At 43.1% G+C, this 17,615-nt stretch carries 8 protein-coding genes; all 8 read right to left on the bottom strand.

Annotated features, from left to right (window positions below; genetic code table 11):
- Positions 1 to 251: 251 nt before the first annotated feature.
- Positions 252 to 1,934, bottom strand: a complete 1,683-nt coding sequence (locus AC58PQ_RS29045; protein WP_497247790.1) for a response regulator transcription factor — start codon at positions 1,932 to 1,934, stop codon at positions 252 to 254.
- A 33-nt stretch (positions 1,935 to 1,967) separates the two neighbouring features.
- A complete protein-coding gene (locus AC58PQ_RS29040) occupies positions 1,968 to 2,735 on the bottom strand; it encodes a carbohydrate ABC transporter permease (RefSeq protein ID WP_497247788.1) in 768 nt (255 codons plus the stop codon).
- Between the two features lie 78 nt (positions 2,736 to 2,813).
- Positions 2,814 to 3,695, bottom strand: a complete 882-nt coding sequence (locus AC58PQ_RS29035; protein WP_497247786.1) for a carbohydrate ABC transporter permease — start codon at positions 3,693 to 3,695, stop codon at positions 2,814 to 2,816.
- A 69-nt stretch (positions 3,696 to 3,764) separates the two neighbouring features.
- The gene (locus tag AC58PQ_RS29030; protein WP_497247784.1) at positions 3,765 to 5,072 is read right to left on the bottom strand and encodes an ABC transporter substrate-binding protein; all 1,308 of its coding nucleotides are present in this window, start codon (positions 5,070 to 5,072) and stop codon (positions 3,765 to 3,767) included.
- Between the two features lie 113 nt (positions 5,073 to 5,185).
- A complete protein-coding gene (locus AC58PQ_RS29025) occupies positions 5,186 to 6,964 on the bottom strand; it encodes a sensor histidine kinase (RefSeq protein WP_497247782.1) in 1,779 nt (592 codons plus the stop codon).
- 350 nt (positions 6,965 to 7,314) lie between these two features.
- Entirely contained in the window at positions 7,315 to 11,661 is a 4,347-nt protein-coding gene (locus AC58PQ_RS29020) for a cohesin domain-containing protein (RefSeq protein ID WP_497247780.1), read from the bottom strand.
- 26 nt (positions 11,662 to 11,687) lie between these two features.
- Positions 11,688 to 12,710, bottom strand: coding sequence for an S-layer homology domain-containing protein (locus AC58PQ_RS29015; RefSeq protein ID WP_497247778.1), 1,023 nt, complete (start codon positions 12,708 to 12,710; stop codon positions 11,688 to 11,690).
- 74 nt (positions 12,711 to 12,784) lie between these two features.
- Positions 12,785 to 17,587 carry a discoidin domain-containing protein gene (locus AC58PQ_RS29010; protein ID WP_497247776.1) on the bottom strand — a complete coding sequence of 1,601 codons (4,803 nt, stop codon included), beginning with the start codon at positions 17,585 to 17,587 and terminating at the stop codon, positions 12,785 to 12,787.
- Between the last annotated feature and the right edge of the window lie 28 nt (positions 17,588 to 17,615).

Raw genomic sequence — 17,615 nt, 5'->3', positions numbered from 1 at the left:
TTTGTTAATGTTCCACTGAAACTGCCCATCACCTGAATAGACATAAAGAAAACAAGACAAGTCGATAATTTAGAAAGTTTACGATTCCAAGCCAATTTCATCATCCCCTTAGTGAATTTACAATCCTACTGCTTTACAGTCCTTCACAAGTAACCTTTCTATTTATTAGATCTTAGTTCACTATCTTTCCATGGATTAACATGCAGAAAATAAGCACATTGAAGCGCTTACAGCGTAATTGTAATAGGCTTTTAACAATTAAAGAATGATATTTCATGTGATTTACCTCTCATTTCTTTAGCTTGATCTCGATATTCTTTGGGACTATTGCCTGTTACTTTCTTGAATACCCGACTAAAATGTTCCGCATTCGTATAGCCAACTTTGTCAGAAACTTCAATGATTTTATAGCCCATTTTCAGCATTTTTTTGGACTCATCTATGCGCAAATTTGTTAGATATTGAATGAAGCTTTCGCCTACATCCTTCGTAAATTGTTTACTTAAATGGCTCTCGCTTACCCCCACCATTTCGCTAATGAAGCTTAAATTCAATTCCTCCCAAAAATGATCATCCATATATCTTTTTGCCTTGAGCACAATGCAGCTATAACGTTCGTTAGCTTTTAATCTTTGATTGTGAATAATCTCATAAATTTTGCAGCATATTTGTTTAAGCCAACCTAGCGTTTCCTCTAATGTTTGCGATTTTTTTATTATTTCGAATGGATCACTAGATGGTGTTAACATCAAATCCCATCGAATGCCCCGTTGGTATACTGGTGCGCCGAGCTCCCATAAAAAATCCGCAAACATTGCTTTAGTTTCCAATGGATTTATAGGTCTCGATTCACGTAAAAGTTTGGAAATCTCCTCAAATTCATGCTCCCATAGTACCGCATTCTCATTCTCGAAAAGCCTAACAAGGTTTGCTCCTATCTTCTTCAAAATGTTCCGAGACGTGACAAGACTTGCCTCACTTTGCTCCATTCTATATCCTTTATTCATCAATATATCGGGGTAAAAAAACTTATTATACCCTTCATAATAGCTCAAGGATAACAAGAAACTTGCTTGTTGATACAATCGATGCCATTGATTTTTTCCGCACGTTACTTCACTTATGCCAGCCGTAAGCAACACATTCCCATATTGTTCAAACCGCGTTTTGACTAGCGTTAGTGCCGAATGGATTTGTTCCTGCAGCACGCTAGCGCTTCTATAATGCGGAAGAGTAAAGAACAAATAAACCTTATTCGCATCTAAGCAATGAGTTGCATGTTGGATGGACATTGAGTCCAGCACGGAATATATTGTTTGTTTAATAAAATCATCCGTAATCGAATTGTTAGAGCCATTCGCAAATGAAATCACAGTAACCACCTGATTGATTTCTCCTAACCATTTACATATTTCAGTCTCCAAATGAGCAACATACTGCTTGTTTTGATTGGGTTCTTGTGATATAAGCTGTTGAATAATTCGTTTCCTCTCATCCTGCAATTTGAAAAAGAGATTCTTTTCATTCGATTCAATTTGAATTCCTTGATGTTTTAATTCCTCAATTGCATTCTTCACAACCGGAATAATATGTTCTTCATCCATATCAGCTTTCACAATATAATCGAGAGCCCCAAGCAAAAAAGCTTCCCTGACATAGGAATAATCGCTAAATGCGCTTAACACGATCGTGATCGGTCTTCTCCGCAGCCCAGCGGATTGGAAAGATCGCATCAGTTCAATACCACCCATTCTTGACATTTGGATATCAACAAGGAGAATATCGATATCATCGCGCTGTTGCAAAATATGAAGCGCTTCATCTCCATCAGCTGCTTCGCACGTAATTTGGATATCCATTTTTTCCCACGCAACCATCTGATGCAGAGCCACTCTAACAAGTGGTTCATCGTCCACGATCATCATTCTATACATCCAGACCATCTCCCATGCCTATGGTAAATTTGCTTACCCTTTCATCGCTCCATCCATCAATCCCTTAAAAATAAATCTTTGAAATACGATATAAAAAATAGCACTTGGAAGCATCACGATCATGATTGCTGCACATAAAGCTCCCAAATCTGAAGAACGTTCGCCTACAAAAGTTGTTAGGGAGGTAGCCATTGTCGCAAGCGATTGCTTCGGCATATAAAGCTGCTGAACAAAGATATCGTTCATAATCGAAACGCCTTTTAGTATTCCAAGCGTTGCTGTTGCCGGAAGCAATAGCGGAAAAATAATCGAGCGAAAAATTCGTAAGTAGGAAGCTCCGTCAAGCATTGCGCTCTCATCCAATTGCTCTGATATTTTCTCTAAAAATTGTATATAAATATAGATTTGTAAAATGTCGGTTCCAATATAAATCAAAATCGGTGCAAAGATAGTGTTATATACGCCAAGTGTATGAATAAGCTGAAAACGCGCAATTTCTGTCGTATAGGTGGGGATCATCAACGCTACCATAAATAGAGCCAATATCAACTTTTTTAGTTTGAACTGAAACCGATTTAATACATAGGCGGTCATCGTACCTAATACGGCATTTCCCGACATACTGATCACTATAAGTAAAAAGGAGTTCCAAAGTCCGAGCAATAATTTTCCTTTTTCTAGCGCTGTTTGATAATTATCTAGATGCAGAAAGCTGACAGGTAATGAAAAGGGGGAGGTTGCAGCCAACTCGGCATTGCTCTTAAATGATCCGAATACAACCAATAAAATGGGAACAAACACAATGCCAACTATTCCTGTAAACAAGATATAATAGATCGAGTTCTCTAACCAAGGAAATCTCCTAAGTTTGTTTTTCAATTAATTTTCACTCCTGTCTTTGACTAACCAACTTTGTAAGGATGAGAATATGATCATCATCAGCAAAAGAATAAAAGCCATCGCCGACGCCAAACCATAACTGTTATGCGCGAAGGCTGTCCTGATAGCAAAAAGTCCAAACGTACTGCTCTCAATCCCTGGCCCACCACCTGTAATAACAAGCGGGATGTCATATTGAAGCAACGCTCCAGTGACATTAAGAAATAAGCAAATTTCAAGTACACGACGTATACCAGGCAGTGTGATGTGCAACTGCTGTTTCCAGAAGTCCGCTCCATCCATTTTCGCTGCTTCATACAAATCATTCGATATAGACTGTAGACCTGCTAACATAAGAATGATATGAAAACCCGAAAATCTCCATAATGAAACAGCAACGAGCGAATAGTTCACGACTGACGTATTGCTGAGCCACCCCGTAATCCATGATTCCAGACCCAGCCATTTTAGAAATTCATTCAGTGGACCATTGAACGGATTGTAAATATAACTAAACATGTAAGCTACTGCGATTCCATTCACAATGTATGGCATCAAAACCGTAAAGCGGAAAAACGAACTTCCGCGGATCGAACGATTCAATAATACTGCGACCACAAGGTCAAGCGGAATGACGAGTGCATGAATGACAAAATATAGGCCATTGTTTTGTATGGAATGCCAGGCATCAGGGAAATCAAACAGTACTTTTTTGTAATTGTCGAAACCGATATACGTCAAAATTGGACTATAGCCATCCCAATTCGTAAAGCTGTACCGTACCAATTGTATAGTTGGATATACGAGAAATAATAATAGCAAGGTTACCGGTACGAGAAGAAACGAAAATATGATTACTTTTTGTTGAATTCTATAATTCATCTCATTCACTCCTGAGGTTAAGAAAAGGTGCTATGCCTGTAAGCAAATAGCACCCATTCCTACAACTTATTATTTGCTTGCATCCACTGCTTTTTTCCATTTATCATTTAAGTCTTTTTCAATCGCATCTATCTGCTTTCCTGAAAAAATATCTTGAGCTGAAATAGTAACATCTTGCTGAGCAGCACTTTTTACTTTGTTATACAATTCATCTTGGCCCTTATAAACAAAAGGTTTGAAAGGCGTCTTTTCTGCCACTTTATTGAAGAATGGCGTATTCGCAGAAACATCCTTCATGGTAGATGTTTGTTGGAACTTATCAACGTAGGATTTATAAACTTCATTACTGAACATCCACTCCATGAATGCTTTCGCTTCATCTACGTTTTTCGATTTATTACTAACGCCAATATACATATCGGAAACTGTCATTGAGGTTAGGGGCTCGCTTTCTGCACTTCTCCAAGGCATAGGGAATGCAGCCAAATCCTCATCTGATTTCACTTTGTCCATATAACTTCCGTAGTACCATTGACCAAGTGCGGTCATCGCAGCTTTTTTTGCCTCGAATAATTGTGTTTGCTGGTCAAAGGAAACAGATAACGGGTCAGTGCCTGCAAGTTTTTGGGTTGCAATATTCTTAAGAAACTTTGTGGCTTTATCAAATGAACTGCCTGCTCCAAATGGTGCTTCATTTTTCGGCAAATTCGTTAAATAGTCTTCATCAGAAGAAAGCATATGCATACCGAATTCCATGAACGGGTAAGACGTCCAGCTATCTTTCAGACCAATGGAAATTGGCGTATATTTACCATTTGCTTTTATTGTTTCTAACAGCTTTTCGAACTCAGGTAACGTTTTTGGGACCTCAACACCCAATTCTTTGAAAATGCTTGGATGATAATAGACATATTCGGAAAATGATACTAATGGCAGACCCACAACTTTGCCGTCAAGCTTTCCTGCAAATTTATTATTCGCTGTTGCTTTTAAGTCATCGAGCGGTAGCAAGGCATCCTTGTATACTTGCAAAGCATTCGGTTTCATGTAAAACACATCCGGCATATCTTTTGCTGCAAGGGCGATTTTCAAATATTGCCCTTTGTTATCCGGTACCTTATTGATCTCCACTGTCACATTTGGTTTAAGTTTATTATACTCTTTCCCTTTTTCCGTCCAAAAATCGATATCGCCTTGTGATTCCCACATCGCTAATTTCAATGTTACTGGCGCAGCTGGTTTTGCAGACGCATTAGTTGATTTGACTCCCGGTGAAGCAGAACTTGCCGGTTCTGCGCTGTTCCCGCAGCCTGTTAAAGCGCTTAATGATACCATACCAAGTACTACCAAAGAACTAACCATCTTTTTCTTGTTCATTGACTACCCCTCCATGTTGGATAAATATTTGGTTTTTTTACCTGATCTAATCATATATCGTTTGTAAGCGCGATCAAATGATCGTTTATGGTAAAAACATGATAATTCATGTGCTATTTCACATCAATATTAGTAGTGATAACGGGGATATGAATGATAACTTTTGTACCTGTAGGTTCATTCGCTTCAACAGATAACCCAAAGCTTTCTCCATAATGCAACTGAATACGATGATGCACATTTACAATCCCCATCCCGCTAAAAGCGCTTTCTCTGCTGTTCCTATTCAATCGAGTTAACTTTTCTTCTGATATTCCTCTTCCGTTATCCGCTACCTCAATCCGTAATGTATTCATCAAAATCGTTACAGAAATAACGAGCATACCATCCGTTTCCTTGCCGTTCAAACCATGGATGAAAGCATTCTCCAAGATTGGTTGCAAAAGCAATTTCAAAATGAAATATTCATTTGCTTCTTCTTCCACATCCCAAATAATAGTAACTTTTTTGCCATATCGGATCTCCATAATGTAGAGGTAATGTTTCAGATTCTCAATTTCTTCCGAAAACTGTATTAGGATACCTCCCCGATTGAAGGAAGATGAAACAAGCCGCATCAAGGCAACTGTCATGTTACGGATATTGTCTACTTTACTGATCAGTGCCATAAGATTGATCGCATTGAGTGTATTGATCAGAAAGTGAGGATTAATCTGTGATTGCAAAGCTGCAAACTCCGCTTTCCTTTTCGCTCTTTCTTCCCATTCTTTTTGTCGAATGAGCATCTTAATTTGATCCAGCATAAGATTAAACGTGTTGCCAATTGTGATCATCTCTCTACTTCCGGTAGCTTCAATTTTAGCGGTAAAATTCCCGTCAACAACTCTGGACATCTTTCTTACTAGCATATGAATCGGCTTGGTCAAGCTTCTCACAAGGTAAAACGAAATGATCAAAAAAGTGGCCGAACTTAAGAATGTAATAATAATGACCAACTTGTAAATGTTATCGTAGGTTTCCGTAAGTTGCCTATATGGAATTTGATGAATCACCTTCCATCCCGAATTTGCAACTGTTGCAAAAATGACATGCGTTTTATCTCCGTTTACAGACTCGACGAATTCCCCTTCCTGTAACAAGGAGATTTTTCGAATAAGACTTTCGCTTATATTTAAAATGTTAGATTGTCCATAACTGGAAGCCACTTCTTGTCCAACATCGTTAACAATTAGAAATGCTGAGGAGCCATACGGATTTTGGCGTAAAATGTTCTCAATTGCCTCTCGGCTAAATACAAAATAAATTAACTCAACATCTGACAACCCTAGTGACGGTTTTGGCGAAAATGACGCTGTTATCACGTTTTTATCACTACTCGTATCGTACAAAACGTTGGTTTGCATGCCCTCGAAATGTACTTCCCCTTTCATAGAAATCGTTTTCATATACCAGTCCGATTGGCGAGAACTAACTTCATCCTCTAACAATGGGCGACTATATGAATAGAAGCCGCTATTTTTAAAGAAAAATGTTATGGATAACACAGAATTGTTCATAGAAGAACTGTATCGATCCATTGCACTTACCATCTCATTAATATCGGCTTGTCGTTCGAAGTCATCCGTTCGAGATAACCTCGATGCTATATTTAAAACTTTTTGATCAACTCCGATCGCTGCAGAAACATACTCTATTTTTTTTATTTCCCGCTCAGCAGAATAAACCAATGTACTTAATGTCTGCAAGGTTCTATCTGTTGTTTGCCCTAGCAAATCGCCCTTATATACTTGAAGAATCATAAGGCTAACCGAGGTAATCGGAACAACTATCATGACAAACAACAAAATATAGAGTGTAGTTGAAATTTTCCACGGTTGGCCGAATGCCTTCATTAAAATCAACCTCTCTAATCGATTAACTTGCTATAGAAAACCATTTCACCACCTAATATTATACAAATCAGTACGCACATTTGGACATAGAGCATTTATAGATGTTTTCGGATACTATTGAAATAGAGGTACGGAATTCGGGATATAACAAGCGTTGCAGAGCCCCAATCGAGTTTCACATTTATAATATCCTGTTTTAAAAATAGTAGCTGAAAGGGTAAAAAGGCTGCCTATTTCGGGTAACAAAATAAAGGCCAGGAATACATTCCTGGCCTTTATCTTTCAATTCTTTAGTCTAAAGCCAATCCCGTTCACTTGGTGAATCTAATCCATATTCATTCGAAGCTGTTTTATTGCAAGATCGCAAGCGCTACGATTGCTAGGTCCTCAATGTCAACCTTGCCATCATGGTTTACATCCGCTTTCTCATTCCAGCCTTCTTGACCTCGACTATTACCATAAGCTCCCGCAACAATAGCCAAGTCTCCAATTGAGACACCATTTCCATTGATATCTGCGATTATTAGCTTGCTTTCAAACAACTGAACTGCTGCTTCCAATGCGGTCTTCGCATTATTCACCTGCTGCTGAGTCGCGTTCGCATTATTCGCTGTAGCATTAGCCGTATCGATAGCCGAATGCAATTGCGTTTTGGAGCCAACCGCGTACAGACCATCTCTATTGCCTTCTGCTGCTGCATTGTACTTCACCTGAGCACTTGCTATCGACGTATTCAAGAGTGACTTGTCTACAGGTGTACTAGGTATAGTTATTTGGATCTCGTGGGAGGAACCGCCCAACTGCAGCTCATTTCCCGCCCCGTTAGCAATACTTACATGGCCCACAGAAATTGTCGTACTGGTTGCTTGGGCTACAGATTTAGCCTTAAATTGGATCGCGAGCACATCGCCTTGGGTAGACACGTTCGCACCCACGCTCGCAGCCACAATCCGGAGTTGTCCCGGAGCTGTTTCCTTTTTATCGATGACTTGAAACCCTTCTTTTACAGATGTAACCGCATCGAATTGCACACTTGAAGGGTCATACTGAAGTGTTAGAACTTGGGCATACACTTGCTGGTACACGCTTTGCGTAACGTCTGTCAGCCCCATCGTCAGAGTGAAGGTTTGCCCAGAAGTTACCTGCGATAAACCTGTCAATCTAGACTTAGGAGAGAGCTGAATTTGCAATCCGTTCAGTGCTGTCTGCAGACTGACCGACGCAGCATCGATATCTGCCTGTGTTGCACTTGCACTCGCAGACACGCTAGTCGCCGTCGTTAGGGCTGTTTGAAGTGCCGTGTAGCTGACGGCCGTGTACTGGTTAGCATTAACGGCTGCCGCTTGGTTCAACAGCTGCGTGAGCAACGTCTTGTCAATCAACGGTTTAATAAGCTGGATTTCTCCAATGTTAGCAAATCCGCTAGGCGTGTAATAGCGGAAATAACGGAAAGGTGTCTTGTCTTTTACCGGCACCGTATACCATTTAGAACTGCTGATGCTGCCTACTGTATACAGATCAACGAAGTTCGTTCCATCGTTGGAACCTTGGAAAATCGCTCCGTTCATCCGGCTTAGATAACCTGATCTTGGATAGAACTTGATAGTGTCGATCACTTGCTTATTGTTTTCGCCTAAGTCTACAAGCGCCCATGCTGAACCCGACAACGCATCGGGCGATGTGTTTATATCGCCATCGAACGCACGCCATCCATTCTGCTGCGCTGTCCCTGTGCCAGGCCATTGATTCGTAGAAGCATTGACCATCGATTGCGTAACTGGAATAGCAATCGATACTGTTTCCACTTCTTGGGGAATAACAGCAGTTCCTTCCGGATATGCCTCATAAAGAAGAATAGAATTGGCAGGAATCGTAAATGTGTTTGGATCCCCTGATTTTAAATGCAGGTCTGTTTCGCCTTTGAGCTTGTTAACGAACCTGTAGCCTGCTTTGGCGCCGGAAGGCAAAGTAAAAGCATCATTTACGTCAATGCTTATGGTTTTGCTTGTACTGCTAGGGTTTCTTAACATTAAAATTCCTTTTTCCGTAGCATACGATGCTATGCCGTAAGTTTCTCCATTACCTGGATCTCCGCCGATGAAGCGCGAATCAAGAAGCACGTCATGGTTTAACCCAGCCCAAGCAGATGCCTCGGCAAGAATATCCCACATTTTATCCGTTGTGTAATCGGAAGTTGGGCGAACATATAATTCCTGGAGGTTATATCCAGATGCAAAGAATGACCATACCTCATCTTCAAAATCTTTCAGGTTCTCTGGTTTTGTCATGTCTAACAATGGCCCGTTCTCAGTTCCGGTTTCATGGCTCACCCAAGCCCCCTGACCGAATCTTGAATGAACAATACCGTGGACCATAAGCGAGTTCAACGGATAGTATGGATTCTTTTGCAGCAGGTTCTGGCTAACTTGGTCACGATAATTCAGCCACTGCTGCCTGATGGATCCTGCACCTGTCTTACCCATATCTGCGCCACCGCGCCAGATCGAATCTACATAGAAGGTAAAGAAAGGAGAAGCCCAAGTTCCAACGGTCGCATTAATAAATACCGATGGGTCGTTTACCCTCATATCTTGTGTAAGTCTCAAGAGTGCGTGGAAGTCTTCTATGCCTTCAGTCCTGTCGAACTTGAAATATTTTCCACCTTCCTGGAGCTGTTTCTTGGTAACTGCATTTTTAAATACGTTATAGTAGTTTGGACCGCTCATTTTGAATATTTCTTCTGTACCGCTCATCTTGGTTTCTGTAGGAGGATTCATCTTTTTCCCAACAGCAACCCTTTTCGTCAATTTATCATAGTATCCGCCTGTTGGACTCAACCAAAAGCCAAGACTTGCCCCGAAGCTCTCTGCAGCAGTCTTCATCTTGGATGCACCATTTGGGTATTTTTGCGGGTTTAAATCCCAAATCGTTGATGCTGTAGTGCTATAGTCATCGTACCCATCGTCAAACAGGAAGTTTTTTAATGCGGCCCCTCTCTGCTGAACGAATTTCTGCCCCCACATGTTAATGGTATCTACTGAATTTGCTTCCGTCATATAGGTATCTGTAATCCAGCTCAAATCAAACCACGAATTATAATGTAGGAAGCTGTAGTGCTCATGTGCCCTTTCTCTCTCCAGATAGTACTGGAAAGCTCTTAGTTTTTGATTACCGGGATATATTCCTATAACCGAACTTTGTGCAAAGGATTGTCCCTGTAATGTTGCGTCTCCTCTTTCCACATAAGCCGTAGCATTACTTCCATTAATGTTAACCTTTGCTACAGGTGTTTGCTGAGCAAAGAAAACCTTGCCAGCAAAGAACGGTGAACCGTCAACCTCACCCGCTTTCTCCACTCCAGCAGCTGTGATGTCTATAAGCTTAACTTTGGTCACATTCCAGCTTCCCGTATCAGCCGTATACACGACATCCTGTATGATGTAATTGGAACCGTCGCGCAGTGTAGCGCTCCAGATAACCGTCAGCGTATTCCCTCCGCTTGTATAGGTAAACGGCACACTTATCTTCCAACCATCATAACGGTCAGATACTTTTGCGCTAGCAGCATTGCCTGCAACGCGTGTAAGTACGGGTACTCCTGCTATCATATCGGAGTCAACCAGGCTTGTCCCGCCTGATAATTCAATAGTAAAGAGATTGCCTGCAAGTATAGGGTTAACTTTTCCAGCTATCTTGTCCTGGAATTCCGCAAGGGTCAAATTGCTCCCCGTTAACTGAAACTTGGCCGAAAGTATTGAATTGCTTAACACATATACGTCAGAACTGGGATTGGTACCTTGTGCTGCTCCCGGGTCAGGTCCCATAAACCTTGAACTGATTGCAACAGGAGCCAGTGTCTTACTGCTGAATGGTGTACTCCATTCGCTTGTTCCTAAATAATTTTTGGATCTTACCCTGTAATTGTGGGTTGTTTCCGCAGAAAGGCCGGTATGTCCGTAAGGCATAGTTACATCGGTTATTACATTACCGTCGACCTCAATATCATAGCTTGATGCGCCATCAGGCAAACTCCAGCTTGCATTTATGCGGGATGTTCCCATCGGGTATGCATATCCAACCGGTGTTAACGGGATTGAAGTTGGTGCAGGCTCGGAGCCCATGACTTCAACTTCAACATAATGATTGTTAGCGTTTGCAGAGCTGCCGTTGGAGTAGATCCTGACATACCTTGCGTTAGTGTTGTTGAAGCTTATACTCTTTCCAGCGCTTGTTTCAACATATTCGGTATCTGTACCTACACCAAATCCCGCACTGTTATTGGTATCGTTGTTAAACATAGTCGTTACTCCGCTTGTGAAATCAGAAGAGTTCGACAGTCTCACGATAACATCACGGTATTTCCTTCCGTCATTCCAATAGTGCCATAAATTCACACCTGAAAGGTCATAACTCTTACCGAGATCAAGTTGTATCCACTGTAACCCGCTTCCGTTCGGATAATCCTGTGAAAACGCATTAGAGTTGTTTTTGACGCCGTCATTAATCGCTCCTAAATTTGAAAATGCAACGCTGCCACTCATTGTCTTATTAAGTGCTACATTTTTTATTTCCCCAATTGGAGGTGTAGCAGCGCTCACACTATCGCTATTTACACTTACCAACGATGTCACAAGCATAAAAAATGTTAATAGGACTGCCAGATATTTCTTTCCAGTTTTTCTTATCTCCGAATACATTTTTCTACCTCCCAATAATAAGTGGACTATTTAGAGTCCTTCCCAGATAATAGCCGGTTAAGTACAACGACTGCTTCTGCTCTAGTTGCTTGATCCTGCGGAGCAAACTCATGCTCTGATTTGCCATTCATTAAGCCAGAATCGACAGCAAGCTCAACAAACTTTTTTGCCCAATCGCTGACTGCTCCATGATCACTGAATTGGATTGACGCATCAGCCCTCATATCGTCCACTTGAATCCCTGTTTTTTGAGCCTTCGCTCTCATGAGCATCGCAGTCATTTCTTCGCGAGTTATATTCTTCTCGGGCTCAAATTCACGATCAGAAACGCCGTTGATAAGTCCTGCCGCATACGCTTTCTTCACAGTGTCCTCATACCAGGAGCCCGATGCGACGTCATCGAAAGGATTTCGTTCGGCGCCATCCTTCAGGTTTAAGGCTTTGGTAATTAAAGTTGCAAACTGTGCTCGTGTCACATTGGTGTCCGGCTGGAAATGATCATCATCCATACCTTCCACAATACGTTTACTGACCATCTGCATAATATCGGATTTGGCCCAATGACCTGCTAGATCACTGAACATTTTGGTGAAATCCAAAGATTGATTAAGTGTAATTAATTGATTTCCAAGGTTGTGATCCACGATTTTCACAGAGGTCCAATTAATTGTTGTTGTCCCTACTTTTTTGGCCTTAAACGTAATGGTGCCAATGTCGAGATCCCCTTTCTCACCATCCACCTGCCCTACTTTTGTATGAGCAAAAGTAACTTCATTGTTCTTCACAATAGGAGAAATGGAGAATCCATCTATCTTCGTATCTGCCTTGATCACCTCAAGCTGACTTTCGTCGAAGCTGAATATCGCTTCATAGGCATATAAATCCCGAATATTCTCCCCTTGCAAAGTAACTGTAAATTCGCCCGTAGATTCGGTATCCGAGGTTGTCATCACAAATTTGGGAGCATCTTCCGCATAGGCGGGAGTTAATAGTGCGACCGAGAAGCAAAGATTGCAAGCTAATGCAGTAAGCATTTTTTTATACTTCATCTTGCCCCCATCCTCTCGTAATACACGAAAATTAGAGGAGACCCCTGAACTTAAGGGTCTCTCTGATTTTGTTGCTATTCCATAATTTTCCTTGCAATGAATGCCAGATCTGTGATGTCAATTTGTCCGTCATTGTTCGTATCAGCGTCTTTCACGCTTTCCCAATCAGTGCTTGTGGACGTTTTGCCGTAATTTGCAGCCATCTTACCCAGATCGCCAATCGAAATTTTCCCATCATGGTTCAAATCGCCAGGGATACCGATAGGAAGTGGTGTTACTTGAACGTTTAAAGTGGAATTTAATGCTTTAAACTCATTCCCTCGCTCATTACCAAGCGTAGTATCTGTTACAGCGATTGACGTTGTAGTAACTGCATGAGTCAGCTTCGATCGAAATGAAAGTAATATCAGCTGAGCATCACCAGTGACAGAGTGACCAGCACCTTGACTTGCGGCAAGTAAGCGCAGATTTCCTGGAACATCTTTTACGGTCTTCACAATGCTGAAGTTTGGCAGCAATGCTTCGGCCGATACGAATTCCATCACATTCGGATCGTAAGTTAATGTAATGTCCTCGGCATACACCTGCTGCGTCACACTGCTTAAACCATAAGTGATGCTAATCGGCTGTCCGCTTTGTATGCTGCTGCTTCCCGTTAACGTCGTGTACGGGCCTTGGGGAGTAACAACCTTCACCACTACCGCAGCAGTTGCTTGCTTCCCACCGTACGTTGCCGTTACAACAGTTTCACCTGGGGATACACCCGTGATCGTACTGTTTACTAGCGAGGCAAGAAGCGTATTACCTATCTCCAACACGGATACAGTGCTCACATCTTGAGTGCTTCCGTCTGAATACTGAGCCGTCACTTTAACCGGTGTAGATTGACCTTGACTCATTTCATAGCTCGCTGCATCAAACGCAATGGTTTGCAGCGTAGGTGCTTCGACGTTCTTATAAACGTTCAGTTCGGAAGCAGAAGCATAGTTTCCTGCACCCGCAGTTGCTTCAAGCTTGATGAAAGCGGCTTTTACCGGAACAAAATTCACTTCTTTCACCGCATTATTTTGCGGCCATGCTCCGCTCGCTACTTTCGTATACTGGACACCGTCCTCACTGACGTATACGTTGTAAGCAGTAATCGTTCCGTTTCCAGCATCCGGACGAGGTGTGTAATCCAATTTGCTAATTTTGTAAGTCCCACCCACATTCAAAATAATGGATTGTGGCAGCGGATCAACATTGAACCATTTGATGTGCCACCATGTACTTGGATCTCCGTCGAGCACATGACTCGGGTCATCTCCAGGTTGGTAGCTTGCAGCGGTCGCCGTCATTTGCGTTTGCGGAATTTTCACCAAACCGGTTTGCCCATTTACGGTAACACCCACAGTCGCTTTATAACCGCCATCCGCTGTTGTTGCTGTAATTGTTGCCGTACCTGCCCCTTTCGGGAATACAAAGCCATTACTATCCACCATCGCAATAGCTGGATTGCTTGTGCTCCAACTAACTGAAGTGTTCGCTGCATTCAAAGGCATGACCGTTGCTTCCAGCGCAACTGGCGTGTCGAATACGTTCAACGTGATCGCCGAACGATCCAAGGTTACACCCGCTGCCTGCGCTGTACCGACGATAGGCAAGCCGATCACCTTCACGTTGGAGATGCTGGCTTTCGTATTCGCATCAGGCAGTCCGGTTATTGTAATTCGCACATAGCGCCCTTGGCTGCCGAATGTATCTTTCAGTACTTGGCCAGCTTCGGTATTGTTCATGCGATTTAACACTTGAATCCAGTTGCTGCTGCCCGCTTCGCGGACTTCCAGCTTGTATTTGTATACTTTATCGCTCTGTCCAAACGAAATCTCTAATCCTTGAATCGAATACATTTTACCCAAATCGGCGGACCAAACATGACCCGGATTGGCATCATTCGCCGACCACATCGTAGCCGCATTCCCGTCGTTGGCATTACTTGCCGGGAACGCGGGATCCACGCTGTCCGCCGTTGCCGGTTTGCCTTGCACAATATCGCCTAACGTAGGAGGAGCTACAGGAGTTTCATACACGTCGATTTCGGCAGCGGACGCGAAGCCTCCAACTGCAACTATCGCTTCCAACTTCACATAACGTGCATCAACAGCCGTTAATGGAACATATTTCTTCACATTATTTCGTGCCCAGTCACCCGTACTTACCTGCGTATAGTTCGTTCCATTCGTACTTACATACAATTTGTAAGTCGTAATTGTGCCATTGCCAGCATCGGAACGAGGCGCGTAACGGAATTGGCTAATATTCTTCACTTTGCCAAGATCGATAATAATGGATTGCGGCAATTTAGTAGAGCCGTCCCATTTGGTATGCCACATGGAACTGGAATTACCATCAATGGCTTTGGACGCATCTTCGCCCGACTGGAAGCTCAATGCTGAAGCTGTCATCTGATTTTTCGGAATCGCTTGAGGTATCAGCACGGAACCGTCCCGGTACACGTTCAGTTCAGCAGCAGACGCCAAACCATTCACACCGGCAGTCGCTTCCAATTTCACATACTGCGCTTCCACGGTTGTGAACGTCGCTGTTTTTTCCAGCTTATCCGCATTCCATGTGCCAGTAGCCACTTTTGTAAAATTAGTTCCATCTGTACTCACGTAGACGTTATAAGCTGTAATAATACCGTCCGTCCCCAAATATTGCCTAGGCAAATATTTTAATTTATTCACGGAGTACTTCGTACCGAGATTAAGTGTGATCGACTGTGGCAGTGGTCCACTGCCATCCAGCTTGGTGCTCCAAATCGTTTCCGTACTGCCATCCAGCGCATTGGCGATAGGAGCAGTCGTATCAACACTCGAAGCCGTTGCCACGATGTCATCTTGCATAATTTTGGTCGGATCGTTATCTGGTTCAGGCAATGGTATAACTGTCGCGTCTGTAAGCGGTGTGATATCTGCCTCAAAACCAGCTACTTTCAATTCGAATCCTTGATCCGCCCTCATATCCGGTGTTTTCACATACAGGATGCCGCCTTTATCCGTTGGATCGAAGTACCAACCGTTTGCGGATGACGTCCATGCAGTTTTAGTTGCCAATTCCGTATAAGCCGAGCCGTCAACAGTAACGCTCGCCGGTTTCGCATGCATATGAATTTGGAATTGATTTGTACGTGCTGCCAATTTACCGTTGTATTCGCCTACGCTTGCGCCTACTTGAACTTTCAGGTCACCTGTTCCTGTTTCAGGCGCAATCGATGTAATGACTGTTTTCGCAAATTTACCAGTGCGGTGTTCCCTAGTCACGCCGTCATCTTCGTACATGGTAAAGCTGGAAGTTTTGTACGGATAGATGTCGTATGTAATGGGATTCGGTGGCACTTGCCCGTCATATAACGTTTCCGGGTACATCGGGATGATGGCTCCTGCCTTAACAAGAAGCGGCAGCACATTCAACGGCGCATTGTATTCATCAAGCATTTTAGAGCCGTAATGTTCCGTGCCTGTCCAGTAGTCAATCCATTTACCTTTCGGAAGGTAAATACCATTCCTAATCGACGTATCTTTGTAAACAGGTGCAACCAGCAAAGACGAGCCAGACATGAATTGATACTGTGTCAGCGTGTTCTTCGTATTCGGATCATTCGGGAATTCGTAAACCATCCCTCTCGTAAACGGTGCTCCCGACTCATAAGTTTCGTTCAAATTGGTGTAGAAGTAAGGCGTTAAGCGCTGTCTGAGCTTTAAAATATCGCGATTATAGCTTGTGTAAGGCTCTCCATAGCGCCACGGTTGTTTATCTACGGATGCCCATCCGGACATACTCATCAGGATCGGCGTGAAGGCTTTCCACTGCAAATCGCGTACATACGTCTTTGCGCTACCGCCGAAAATCCCGTCCACGTCACCTGTCGCGTACGGTATGCCTGAAAGCCCGGCTCCGATCATCGATGGAATATGAAAGCGGATATACTCCCAGTTCCCGGATTGGTCGCCTGACCACACGGTTGAATAACGCTGTGTACCCGCCCATCCGCCAACGGACCATACGAATCCACGAGAGTTAGAATTGCTCTCGACGCCTTGATGAGCCTGCTTCGTAGCATCCAGCGCAAAGTCGTACCCAGGTCCGACCCAAGCAACGTCCAGTTTGTTCAAACGCGTACCTGCCACGCCTACTTCTGTTGCAATATTAGCAAGGCCATTCTGCGTCCACAATCCTGTGTAAAAGCCCAAATCATGAAGCTGTGCGACAGTGCTTGGCAGCTGCACATAGCCACAACCATATCCGTCGTTCGGCAGCAGCCACCCGCCCGGCATGTCATTGTCGCGAAAGCCTTGAGCCACTTTCAACACATCCGGCGTCGTTAGTTTATTCGTTTTGTTAGCGCCAGTGTTGCTTGTGTTATAACAATCCGCATCACCCATGCTCATTCCCCATCTGGGAATAAGGGAAGGCTTGCCGGTCAAATCCGTGTAACCATTCAAAATATCTTTGAACGTATCGCCGTAAAAATAGTACGCATCAAAGCGGTTCTCATTGTGTGTCAACTGAGCGGGGCTGCCGAAATCGTAAGTTCCGACTTGGAACGTATTCCGGAGTACACCATAGCCAGCCGTGCTCAGATAAAATGGAGACGGATTGGATACGGTGCCACTGCCCCAGTCGCCGTAATTATTGGCGATCTTAATCGTCTTATCGCGGTGAGAGAAGAATCCATTCTGCATCCCTCCGCCGTAGTAATATTCATCCGCACCTCTGATGAGCTTCTGAGTTGTCGAAGATGAGCTGTAGCTAAGCGGTGATTCCTCTTGCCATACAACTGTGGTGTTGTCGCTTTTATACATCGCGAATTTGAGAGGGCTTTTATAAGCACGCATAACAAATTTGCCCGTTGTGATTTTGTAG

The sequence above is a fragment of the Paenibacillus sp. J22P143 genome (genome assembly GCF_059692035.1).
The sequence above is the reverse complement of the archived record's forward strand: the minus strand, read 5'-3'. Positions and strand labels throughout refer to the sequence as shown.

What these genes read in the sequence shown, in the direction of transcription:
- AC58PQ_RS29020 (WP_497247780.1), bottom strand. Translation starts at nt 11,661, where the DNA reads ATGTATTCGGAGATAAGAAAAACTGGAAAGAAATATCTGGCAGTCCTA.
- AC58PQ_RS29030 (WP_497247784.1), bottom strand. Translation starts at nt 5,072, where the DNA reads ATGAACAAGAAAAAGATGGTTAGTTCTTTGGTAGTACTTGGTATGGTA.
- AC58PQ_RS29015 (WP_497247778.1), bottom strand. Translation starts at nt 12,710, where the DNA reads ATGAAGTATAAAAAAATGCTTACTGCATTAGCTTGCAATCTTTGCTTC.
- AC58PQ_RS29035 (WP_497247786.1), bottom strand. Translation starts at nt 3,695, where the DNA reads ATGAATTATAGAATTCAACAAAAAGTAATCATATTTTCGTTTCTTCTC.
- AC58PQ_RS29025 (WP_497247782.1), bottom strand. Translation starts at nt 6,964, where the DNA reads ATGAAGGCATTCGGCCAACCGTGGAAAATTTCAACTACACTCTATATT.
- AC58PQ_RS29045 (WP_497247790.1), bottom strand. Translation starts at nt 1,934, where the DNA reads ATGTATAGAATGATGATCGTGGACGATGAACCACTTGTTAGAGTGGCT.
- AC58PQ_RS29010 (WP_497247776.1), bottom strand. Translation starts at nt 17,587, where the DNA reads ATGCGTGCTTATAAAAGCCCTCTCAAATTCGCGATGTATAAAAGCGAC.